Source organism: Nostoc sp. DedSLP03 (assembly GCF_034530815.1).
In the GTDB taxonomy this organism is placed as follows: Bacteria; Cyanobacteriota; Cyanobacteriia; order Cyanobacteriales; family Nostocaceae; genus Nostoc.
On the sequence record NZ_JAVRCK010000031.1, the window covers coordinates 72,186 to 83,989 of the forward strand.

Here is an 11,804-nt window from a genome sequence, read left to right on the forward strand (position 1 = left end):
AAATGTCATATTTCTTTAAAGTATATGCTGATAAGTATGAATGCGATCACATATATCTATACTGCTTATGGTTTTTACACTAATTAAGAGCTAATTTGTAAACTAAAGTAAAGTCTTTGTCTCGTAAGGGTTTCAGGAATTTGAGTCAATCAAGCGTTAATTGTCTGAAAGTCATGCCCAGCAATGAGTTGGGTATCCTTAAGATTTTCTTTACGAATCAGCTCTGACGGAATGATAACCAGTGGCGTGGTGCTAGCCGATCAGATCAAATCACTAAACTGGAAAGTTAGAAAAGTTTTGTTTGTAGAGAAAGTTGAACAAAAGTTAATTGAAGAAGTGCAAGCAAGAATTGAACCTCTGATTTTATAAAGGTGCAAATAAATTTTCCATACGTAATTAATTACGTCTGTACAAATCAAATAAAAATCATCACATGCAGCAATGCAACACCAATATCCAACATCCAAAATCCGAAGCTGACTATGGTGTTGGGAACTTTTTTTTGAACGAGTTTGGCTGCTTTGATATCCAATAATTGTGCTAATTCAGTTGTATTCAATGACTTAACGAGACTCAAACCAAGAGGCTTACTAGAAATGCTGTGAGTGTAAGCAGCGTTCAGATATGGTGTGTATTGCGGCTTGCCTGCAATGTATGTTTGGAAGAAAGGTAAACTCAAAACATTCATGTAACGACGCGCTTGAGAAGCATCGCCAATCATATCAGCAGGTAATGCTACTTGTTGATTTGCAGGGTTTGCATTGCCAATGATGGAAAAGTGTGTGCCACCTTCAAGCGTGACGAGATACTTTTGGGGATTCGTTAACCAGGAAAAAGGTAAAATTTGCTCGGATAAAGCTGGTGCAACAGTATCATCACTACTGCTGACAATCATCACTGGAGTTTTGATTTGACTTAAACCAGCTTTGCCAAAAATCGAACTAGTAATAGGATTAACTGCGATCGCAGCTTTTACTCTCTCATCCCGCAGGTTATAATCTTTGCCAGACTTGCTGATGCTCAATTCTAAAGCGCGACACTGGAGCAGTAAAGACATATTCCAGGTATTTTGGAGTGCTGCTGGTTGACAGTCTTGTTTTAGCTGCTCAAAGTTGATTTTAGCGCCTGCTAGGGCTAAGGCTGTGTAGCCTCCCAAAGATTGACCAAATACTCCGACTTGTTGCAGATTTAGGCGACCTTTAAACCGTGAATCAGATTGATTATCTTTTTGCAATTGATTCAGTATATATGTTATGTCCAAAGGTCGGTCTTGAAATTCGCTTGGTTCTGCTACTTCAATAGCGCGTCCTTTTAACAGAGAACGTAATTGTTTCGCATCACTACCAGGGTGATTGGGAACAACGACAGCAAATCCGTAAGAAGCTAAGTGAGTGGCTAAATATTGAAAGTTACTGCTGTCTAAACCCAAGCCGTGAGAAATGACAATTATCGGTGCAGTCTTCTGGACATTGGGAATGTAAACATCAGTCAATAAAAGTCGATTGCGGGTTGAGTCGAAAAACTTCAGGATGTATTTTTGCGACTTAAATTTTCCCGGAACCTGTAAATCAGGCAATTGCGAGAAATTTGGTTGAGAAATGCTCTCAGCTTCTATTTTAGACTTTTGAGAAACAACTGCGATCGCTTGATGAGTTTGGTTAACAAGTTTCTCCAATTCCGTAGCTATTTCAAAAGTCTCGGCGACATCAAGGCGAATACTGCTGGTGGGATATTTACGCAACACATTTAAAAGTGTCAAGCCTCCCGATTCTCCAGAGGCTAAAATGAGCGCCGAACGCAAAGTAGTTAATCCTAATTCTGGCTGATTGGTTTTAATCACTTGCGCCAATCGATGCAGTAAAAATTCTCCTTGGGGTGTGTAGAGAAGTTGCGAAACTACTACTGGACTAACTTTCACACGATTAAGCAAAATCCGCCGCAATTCTTGAAGCTGTTCTAAAGGTAGATATCGCTGATAAGCTGCTAAGTCTTCGTTAATTACACCTGTTTTGGCGTAGTTCTCTAAAGTCCTGACTGAAATGGAAAGCTCTAAAGCTGAATAAGATGCATAAATCCGCTCTGCTGCCAAGACAGAATTACTAATTCCAAACATTGGCAGCACCATTGAAAGAACCAGCAATAAAGAATTTTTTCTGAGGCTGCTGGCCCAATTACCAAACAAACTATTCATCGCTCAACTGTTTCGGTGGTCTGGTTGTATCGCGTGTTGGCTTTGGTAGTTATTCGGGCGCCCTGCTTGGTTTACTTAAAGTTATTAGCCTCAATTTTATCAAAACAGAATTTAGGAGTCAGTAGTTATAATTCAGGATGAATTATGTATGACTTGCAAATGTAGGTGGCTTCAAATAATAGGTATAAATGGGTTTAAAATCTCAACTAAATCTGAGATTTAGTAGTCAAAAAAAGTAGCGATACCCAATGCCCTAGTAATTTATTCTGACTCCTGAATTCTGATTTATGAATTCTTTTTCAAGGATATTTCGGCTATAAAGTCAACAATTAAATCCTACCAAGTCACGCAGATGGGTAAAGTATCCGACTGACTTCAGTAGTTTGCCTTCACTATTAAATCATAACAAATAAAAAATAGTCTGCCTCAGTATTTATGTTGTAGCTTTGAATATTGCACAAATTCACAAGATGAAAAATCTAGTATAAATCCTGAAAAGCATGGCATTTAATCAGCTTTTCCCAAGGCGATCGCTACTGAACCTGTAACTACTAAACCCGCTCCAAATATTGCTATGAGGGTGAAGTGTTCTGGTGGTATCCAATCAGGTGCAATAACTGATACAATTGCGACTGCTATTAATGTCACAATGGGAGCTAAAGCTATTACTGCACTTACTCGTGATGCTTCCCAATGTTGTAATGATTCAGAAAAAGCACTGTAGGCGATTAAGGTATTCAAGGCACAAAAAATCAACATTCCTAAATGGAAAGTATCAAGTATAAAAAGTGATTTAACTTTAGCTAGAGGAGTGAATAATAAAGCACATCCTCCATAAATAATCAACATGATGCTGCCAGAAGATAAAGATTGTAATAACTGCTTTTGTGCCAAAGCATAAATAGCCCAAGCTGTCGCTCCTAGAGCAATTAAAATACTACCTAGTATATATGTGCCATGTGCTGTAATTAAATTCGTTAGTTGTTCGCGAAAAAATAAAAGATAACCACAAATCATGACACTAACGCCAATCCATTGAGACAGACGATAACGTTCTTTAAAAATTACTAACCCTCCAAAACCTAATAAAAGGCTAGATAATTGAATCAGAACTTCAGCGTTAGCAGGCGATGTTAGTGCTAAACCTTGGATAAACAAAAAGTAATTAATCCCTAAAAATATTGTAGCGATCGCTAATAATTTTCCAGAAGCAGAGCGCAATTGTTCTAATTTTGGTAATTTGCCGCGTATCCCTAAATACACGGCAAGCAATATAAATGATACCAAAAAGCGAAACCAAATTACGGTATAGACATCAAGTACTTGTAAAATTACTGCAAGAGCAATAGGTAAAATTCCCCACAATAAGACCGTCAATAGCGATAACGTTAGTCCTAAGCGCCACCGACCAGAACTTTGATGTATTAACATTAAAATATCCAAAAAATAAGACTGATAAGTAAGTTATATCTAATTTAAATATCTAAACATTTTATCAAACTCTTATCGATAAAATATATTAATAGTTTAGTTAATGCAAATTCAATATAAAATAACCAAATTTATCTAACTCAATTTATGATTCGTAGCCTCAAGAGGTTTTTTTGTATTCACCTAAAATTCGTAATTTGCGTGTTCATTTTACATGAATATTAAATTTCAAACTTCCTCGGAAATGTATACTTTATCTTGGTGTTACTTTAGAAAAAAACTATGGGGATTATACCCATAATCAGCTTAGTAATCTTCACCACCGCTTTATCAAGTTACTTATTGCTGACCTCAAGAGGTCGATTTTTGCTCAAATCTTTGATGACAAAAATAAAGCGGCAAGAGTGGAAATTCAAATATGGCAAAGCTAATTACTTAAGATCGAGATTTTCAAGGACTGTAACAATTGCTGCCATTATTCTAGCAGCGATAATAGCCGGAAATACTGTATCAGCAGTTACAAGTCCGTCTCCAGTTTCGCTCAAAAGCGTATCGGTTCCAGAACCTGATAATCTTGGAGACTTCGTAAAAGACAAAACGGCTGCAATCAAATTAGGAAAGGCTCTTTTCTGGGATATGCAGGTTGGGAGCGACGGAAAAACCTCCTGTGCTAGTTGTCACTTCCATGCTGGAGCCGACAATAGATCCAAAAATCAGATTTCTCCTGGACTTTTGCGGATTAACGCTGATGGTACAGAGAATCCGGATACGGTTTTTGATGTAGGTGGTTCGCCAAACTACCAGCTTAAACCAGGAGATTTTCCCTTCCACAAGCTGTCAAACCCGGACGATCCCAAGACCGTTGTATCTGACCGTAACGATGTCAGTTCATCTCAGGGGGTCTTCAATGCGAAGTTTGTTAGTGTTAAGCCCGGTAGCGCGGAAGACGAAGTAAAAAGCGAGCTAGATCCGGTGTTTAACGTGGCAGGTACAAATGTACGCCGTGTCCAGCCGCGTAACACGCCAACCGTAATTAATGCAGCATTCAACTTCCGCAACTTCTGGGATGGAAGAGCGCAGAACATCTTTAATGGCGTGAATCCCTTCGGTTTAAAAGACCCTAACGCCTCTGTAGTGAAAGCAGATAATCCAAATCAACTCAAATTTGTCAAAATCAGACTGAATAATTCGTCTTTGGCTTCTCAAGCGCTCGGGCCGCCACTCAGTTCATTCGAGTTGTCCGGTGATGGTCGCACTTTTAAAGAAATTGGTGATAAGTTCGGGCGAATTGACAACAAAAAATCTCTCAGCAAACTGTCGCTACTTAATCTAGATAATAGTGATAGTCTGGTTGCGCCGCTACTCAGTTCCGTAGTACTTATTGAGAATTCAGGGCAAATTAACGACATTAAATCTCTCAGCACACAGCTGCAAAATATTCTGTCAATTAGGGGTACAAAGCTCCCCCGAGTACTGGCGAAAAAGTTAACTCGCCTCAGACCACTAGGCAAACAGATTGTACATCCACAAGATAGCGTATTAGGTGCATACAGTAGATCGCCTCAACCCGGACTGAAGGATAAAACCTACGATCAGCTGATTAAAGATGCCTTTAAACCGGAGTGGTGGAAGTCTAATCGACTCATCCAAGTTGATGCTGAAGGTAAAAGGACTTTTGTCAACAGCCCTGATAACTCTTCCCAAACCAATGAGTACACACTGTTGGAGTACAATTTCTCGCTATTCTTTGGGTTGGCAGTTCAGTTGTATGAGTCTACGCTCATTGCTGCTGATACACCCTACGATCGCTTTTTGGAAGGAAATACCAGCGCCCTAACCGCGCAGCAGCAACGAGGGAAAGGACTATTTGAGGGCAAAGCTCTGTGTATTGGTTGCCACAGTGGATTAGAATTAACTGCTGCTTCAGTGAGCAGCGTGAAGAAAGACGGACGAATCAAACGTGCGCCGTTCGGTGCAAAATCCCCTGAGGACAATGGCTTCTTCAATATCGGCGTTAGACCTGTTACGGACGATCCTGGTTTGGGTAGTAATGACAGTTTGCAGAATAGTAATCCGCTTTCAGAGGCACGATTGGCTCAGTTGGGTAAATTTAAGGATCTCCTTGGCGAAAACCCCCCAACTCTCGATCCACCGTTGAATTCCAGCGAAACTGTGTTTGCAAACGGAGCCTTCAAAGCACCTGGACTTCGCAATGTGGAACTAACTGCTCCCTACTTCCACAATGGAGGTCAGGCGACTCTAGAGCAAGTGATTGATTTTTACAATCGTGGTGGTGATTTTGGAGTACTCCCGCCGCTAAATCTTTCACCAGCAGAAAAACAGGATTTGGTCGCCTTTTTAAAAGGACTGACTGATGACCGAGTTCGGTTTGATAAAGCGCCCTTTGACCATCCACAATTGTTTATCCCTAATGGACATGTGGGTAACACTAATTACGTTGTCAATGACGGCACTGGTAAAGCTACAGATGACACAGTGGAAATTCCTGCTGTTGGTAGGAGTGGTAATGGTGGTACACCAAATTTCCTGAGTTAATCTCATTTCATGACGAAATAGCTGAATACAGATAGATATGTAGGGACGTACATCTGTACGTCCCTATTTTTACGATTTAGTGCAATTGCAAAGTTCGTAGTGAGGGCTTTAGCCCTCAAGCCAAGGACTAAAGTCCTTACTACAAACTTATTTACCCTACTCAGCACGGGCTAAACCTTAGCTTTCCGCTAACAGCACTCAATACTCAGCACTTTTCATTGATGTGGTGGACTAGTAGTTACGATCGCTTGACTAACGAATGCGTAGGGGTAGCCCGCCAGAGGCATCGCCAAATTTGGGTTGTATATTGCTAACTTTGGTATTGTCTAGGTAATTATAGACTCTTCTGGAAACTTCACGGACAAAATCGCCTGCTCTGCGATCGTAGTTTGGTCTTTGCACCAAAACACCTGCTAAATAGCTTTTGCCGTTGGGCATTTGAATAATACCCGCATCACCAATGATAAATCTCAATGTACCAGTTTTATGGGCGATAGTCGCTCCTTGACCGATACCTGCTGGTAGTAAACTATTGGTTTTGACACGGCGCATAATGCCTAAAACTTGATTGCGGCTAGTTGGGGATAACAAACGATTATTAGAAACTAAGGCCGCCAATCTGACCAAGTCTTTGGAACTAGTTGTATTTGTGCCACCGATATCTGGAAGTAGATTCCGCATTGCTGTATTTTGCAATCCCCAGCTACGAAAACGTTGACTAACTTTTGCTGCACCACCCAAGCGATCGAGAACTAAATTTGTGGCGGTATTATCGCTGATTGTCATCATCAAGGTAGCAGTTTCCAAGACACTAAATTTAGTGCCGATGGGTTTATATTGCATAATTCCAGATTCGCCCACCTTTAAATCGCGCCGCATCACTAATTTATCGGTAAGTTTAATTCTACCAGCGTCTATTTCTTGGAAAAGAGCCACTAATAAGGGGAATTTGATTGTACTGGCGGCAGCAAATCTTTTTTCGCCATTAATATCTATATAGTTTCCTGTATTTAAATCCAAGAAAAATATTCCCGGATTTAATGTTTTATAACTTGCTAACAAACTACGAATCTGAGAAGTAATACCAACCATCTCTTGACCAAGATTTACAACTCCAGCAAATGTCGATGCATCTGTGGTTCTGATGGCAATATCTTCTCGATTTTCTCCAACAATGGGATTACTTTGGCGGTTAAATGAATTGAATTTGAAACTCCAATGAGAACGGGAATCTCCTTTAACTGATATATTTTGAGAAGTAACATCATAACCAGGAGCTAACTCGACGACAAAACGAGTGGTTTGAGAGTCTGGTTTGCCGAGGCGAATTTCTTTCACCGCCTTACCAAAACTTCGTTTGACAGTATCGGAATTAAAATTAGTTCCAGGTAAGTCAATTACTAATCGATTTGGATTATCTAATAAAAAAGCTTTTGGTTCTATTCCCGAAGTGGTAGTTAAGTCTAATTGGTTTTGGCTAGAATCATAGTACCAAGACTGTAATTGTGAGGCTTTAGCTTGTCCTGCAATTAGAACCAAACTACTTAAACCAATCGCCAGTAGATGTGATTTCATGTTGTGAATGTGGGTGTGCAAGTTAGGAGAGACTAATCAGGTTTACTTAGATTGTTTTCTGATGACTGTGCTGAACTTCCGGAGAAAAAGTCATAAATCCCGTTGGTTATTTTTACCAGATGATACTGGGGATTAGATAAGCACGATAAATCATCATTACTTATAAAAAGTAAATCGCTGACAGTTTTATTTGTGGTGTGAGTTGATAACAACAGAAATTGTTAATCTAGCGGAAGGACGAGCGAAGGATTAATTATGTTTCCGACTTATGTTTTGTAGAGAGAGAAAGTAAAATCCATTCACTAAAACCCTAATACATATAGATTTTGCGTAGGAGCCACATAACTTTCGCTCTCCGACTCTGAGGAACAGACTTGAACTAACACACAAAAAGGTTCGTTGACATCTCACGTTAAAAGAAATCAGCCAACCAAGGAGAACTACCTGCAAAGATTTGTGTAGCTGCTGAAATAGCGGTTTCTGTCCCATGTAGTTTTCCGGCTATTTGCAAATGGTAGGGAGCGAACAAACTTGTATATAGTGGTGCTAGTTCTCGGATATCTAACTGCAACTCACCTTTTCCACCTTTTGTAACTTCACCGCGTCCATTAGCAACAGAAAGAATGAATTTACCATTGTTTGCATCTAACAAATTATCTTGAATATCTAAGTGCAATTCAGTTTCAATTCCCGAAGGATAACCCCGCATCTCCAGCGCCTTGACTACATCTACTACTCGGAGCATCCAACGCATTGTATTCTTAAGCTTGGCAGTTTGCTCTGGTAGCAGCAATGTCAAGGAATCAATTGCAGAACTCCTCCATCGCACGTGTTCAATTTGGGAGCGATGACTGGCAAGAAAAGACCAGAATGTTTGTGCAGCCGCAACTGTGAGAATTACCCAATCTTTGATTCGCAGGATTGCGCCATCTTCTTTTGAATGTTGACTGAAGAGGATGTAACCTTCGGGTTTATCTTTTGTACCGATAAAATATGCGTAAAATGTTTCCTTTTCATCTGGTTGAATTAAGCGCTCCCAGATTGCTCGATGTCGGTCTAAATATCCATGCGTTAGTTTCGCCTGCTGCTGATATAGTTCGTGAAATACTTGATGATTGATACTCACTATGGGTTGCAAAGGTAGAGGTTGCTCCCGCAGTTGAATACTCTTAGTTGCAATTTCCCAATTACACCAGCTACCCCCTTGCTCATACCCGACTTTTCGATACAAACTTTGCACTGCTGGATAAAGAGCAGAGAGCGGTATACCTCTAGCATAAAGTTCCTTAAGCGTCTGCTGCATGAGAGCGATCGCAGCTCCCGAACCGCGATACTCTGGAGCAATACCCACTACGGCAATTCCTGTCATTGGTACGCGCACACCACCCCACCACTGACCCATATCCAGAGTTGCCAATCCACCAACTAATTGCCCAAATCCCCGAATAATACGGAAATTTTCTACGCCAATGAGATTGATATAAGCTTCTTCACCACCAACTCCGCTGATGAAACACTGCTCAAGGATATATATTAGCTGCTGAATATCCTGTGGATCGGCAAGAGTGCTGTATTCAAATTGAGCCGTCATCTCTTGTACCATTAGTTGGACAAAAACACAATCACACTACAGCAGATGTTGCTTGAATGCTTGAGCAATTTCATCGCCATAAAACCCCGGAATCAGCCTCAATTATACTACTGCACGTTTGGTTTTAAATGTTGGACTACTTGTCAATATGCTGGATTCAGGGTTATTGGTCTAGATAATTAGTCTTTCAAAACGCGAACAATCGTGTCTCTATATAAGGATTTTGTTGCTCTCAGGACTTACGCAACTGGCATAAGCAATGGCGTGCTGAGTGCGCCGAGCGCCTAAAAACTAATCCCTCTTTTGTTACTACGGAGAGAGTATAATCAGAAAGAAAAACAGAAACAGTAAGTAACTCTGATGGTTACACAGCGCAGAGAAGCAGTAAATACAGTCGCCTTCATAGATAACTATTGTCAACACTATTATTCAATATATGAGGATGTGAGACATTTTGAGGCATTCAAGTATTTACACTTGGGAATGCTATCAGAAATCAGAACCAAATCGCTACCAGAGATAGCAAAAATAGTAGGGTTAAAAGATGGTCAATTGCCGTCATCATTTTTTAAGAGACGCACTATGGGATATCAAAAAATTAAGAGAAATAAGGCTGTGGTTAACAAAAATGTTGATTGGAGAAAGAGAAATAATTTTATGCATTGACGAAACAGGAGACAAGAAAAAGGGAAAATCTACAGATTATGTGACTCGTCAATATATCGGGAACTTAGGAAAGACAGAGAATGGAATAGTATCAGTAAATGCTTATGGAGTAGTCGATGGGATTACTTATCCGCTAATATTTCAGATATTTAAACCTAAAAACTGTTTGAAAGCAGGAGATAAATATCAAACAAAACCCCAAATAGCAATAGACTTTTAGTCAGTATCCAAAGCACCTACTTTCAATTACATCACCAATCAAGCATTACATCTACCCCAGAATCTTCATTCAGTAACTCTAATATTGCTCAATATAGTCAACATCCCGATTGGGAGTCCGGCACAACATGGAAGAGTGCCTTAAATAACTTGAGATTGATTATTCAACCACTAATTTTTTACCATTTGATTCAACCTTGGTTAACAGTATTTAATATTCATGGTATGAAACGTTGCTTTTTGAAATTAATTGACTTCATGAATCATTTTCGGGCAAGTCCAGTCAGTTTCCCTATTGCCAGTTAAATCCTATGTTGATTTTTCTTCCCCCAAAGTGACAAAAGAGGGCTAATACCAATTCTGTATGAAGATGCGCCAAACTATGCCAAACTTCTAAACTGGTGCATTTAGTGATTTTGTTATGAGTTGTCCATTCCAAATTGAGATTTCAGAAAGCCTTAAAGAATTGGAAAAAGCTATCAGACATACCACAGTGGCAAGCAGTAAAGAAAGATTGCAAATGCTTTATTGGCTTAAGAGTGGTCAAGTCAGTAGCAGGCGATCGCTGGCAGAACGTTTAGGACGCGATGAAGCAACCATAACTCGTTGGGTGAGAAAGTACAAAAATGAAGGACGAAGGGGCTTGCTTGAAGTCAAACATGCACCCGGGAAAGTTCCGCTGATCAGTGGTTTAGACTTAGAACGCTTGAAACAACAGTTGCAAGAATCATCTGGGTTTCAAAGCTATGGTGAAATTCAACAATGGCTCAAGAGTGAATTAGGGCTTTCACTAGCTTACAAAACGGTCTATGAAGTTGTTCGCAACCGTTTAGGCGCGAAGTTGAAAGTGCCTCGTCCTCAAAGCACTAAACAACACCCAGAAAGTCTATCTCACTTTAAAAAAAACTTCCTCTAGCATTCAAATTCTTGCAGGAGGAATTTGGAGAGGGCAAGAGATTAAGGTACTTGTGTCAAGACGAAACACGTTTAGGATTAAAGACAATTGCAGGACGTTTGATTACGGCGCTTAGGGGTTAAACCTGTAGGCTTAAGCCAGTGGCAACGGCAAAATTTTTATTTATATGGTGTTGTTGAACCTCTGAGTGGATACAGCTTTTTCTATGAGTTTCCCTACCTCAATGGGGATTGTTTCCAACATTTTTTGGAATTACTGTCTGCTGACAAGAGGTGATGATATTGCAGTCATACAGTTCGACCAAGGGTCATTTCACAAAGCGAAAGCTCTCGATTATCCAGATAATATTATCCCTATTTTTCAGCCTCCTCACTCTCCCGAACTCAATCCGATTGAACGTTTTTGGGAATTTCTCAAATCGAAACTGCAATGGCAAAGTTGTAAAACCCTCGTGCAACTACAGCAGAAGTTAACTGATGTACTAAAAACAATTACGCCTGAGATGATTACTTCTCTCACTTCTTACGATTTTATTCTTGAAGCTTTATTTAGCGCAGCTTCATAAAGAAATGGTAACTTAGATCGTTTCTTTGTGAAGCTGCATATACCCCTCTTCTGTCACTTTCCGGGTATTCTAACCCTCTTCTGTCACTTTCCGG

8 protein-coding genes and 1 pseudogene are annotated in these 11,804 nt (G+C 40.0%); 5 read left to right on the forward strand and 4 right to left on the reverse strand.

The features are described 5' to 3' along the window. Positions 1-231: 231 nt before the first annotated feature. Positions 232-369, forward strand: a complete 138-nt coding sequence (locus RM368_RS16780; RefSeq protein ID WP_322695099.1) for a hypothetical protein — start codon at positions 232-234, stop codon at positions 367-369. A gap of 46 nt (positions 370-415) precedes the next feature. On the opposite strand, the gene RM368_RS16785 is transcribed toward RM368_RS16780, so the two are convergent. Together RM368_RS16785 and RM368_RS16790 are read right to left on the reverse strand one after the other, a co-directional pair. Beyond that, positions 416-2,191, reverse strand: a complete 1,776-nt coding sequence (locus RM368_RS16785) for an alpha/beta hydrolase (RefSeq protein WP_322695100.1) — start codon at positions 2,189-2,191, stop codon at positions 416-418. A 507-nt stretch (positions 2,192-2,698) separates the two neighbouring features. After that, entirely contained in the window at positions 2,699-3,622 is a 924-nt protein-coding gene (locus RM368_RS16790; protein WP_322695101.1) for a DMT family transporter, read from the reverse strand. Positions 3,623-4,003: 381 nt separating this feature from the next. Here RM368_RS16790 and RM368_RS16795 point away from each other — a divergent pair, with 381 nt between their 5' ends. Next, on the forward strand, positions 4,004-6,178 hold the full coding sequence (locus RM368_RS16795; RefSeq protein ID WP_322695102.1) for a cytochrome-c peroxidase: 2,175 nt from the start codon (positions 4,004-4,006) through the stop codon (positions 6,176-6,178). A gap of 252 nt (positions 6,179-6,430) precedes the next feature. Here RM368_RS16795 and RM368_RS16800 read toward each other — a convergent pair whose 3' ends face one another. Together RM368_RS16800 and eis are read right to left on the reverse strand one after the other, a co-directional pair. Beyond that, a complete protein-coding gene (locus RM368_RS16800; protein WP_322695103.1) occupies positions 6,431-7,753 on the reverse strand; it encodes a serine hydrolase in 1,323 nt (440 codons plus the stop codon). Between the two features lie 412 nt (positions 7,754-8,165). Further along, positions 8,166-9,344 (reverse strand): GNAT family N-acetyltransferase, encoded by a 1,179-nt coding sequence (eis, locus tag RM368_RS16805; RefSeq protein ID WP_322695104.1) that lies wholly within the window; start codon positions 9,342-9,344, stop codon positions 8,166-8,168. Positions 9,345-9,704: 360 nt separating this feature from the next. On the opposite strand from eis, the pseudogene RM368_RS16810 reads away from it, so the two are divergent. The 3 genes and pseudogenes from RM368_RS16810 to RM368_RS16820 form a co-directional block, all read left to right on the forward strand. Beyond that, positions 9,705-10,218, forward strand: a pseudogene (locus tag RM368_RS16810) (transposase); the annotation flags it as partial. Positions 10,219-10,650: 432 nt separating this feature from the next. Further along, the gene (locus tag RM368_RS16815) at positions 10,651-11,145 is read left to right on the forward strand and encodes a helix-turn-helix domain-containing protein (protein ID WP_322695105.1); all 495 of its coding nucleotides are present in this window, start codon (positions 10,651-10,653) and stop codon (positions 11,143-11,145) included. A gap of 205 nt (positions 11,146-11,350) precedes the next feature. Next, on the forward strand, positions 11,351-11,710 hold the full coding sequence (locus RM368_RS16820; protein ID WP_322695106.1) for a transposase: 360 nt from the start codon (positions 11,351-11,353) through the stop codon (positions 11,708-11,710). The last annotated feature ends 94 nt before the right edge of the window (positions 11,711-11,804 follow it).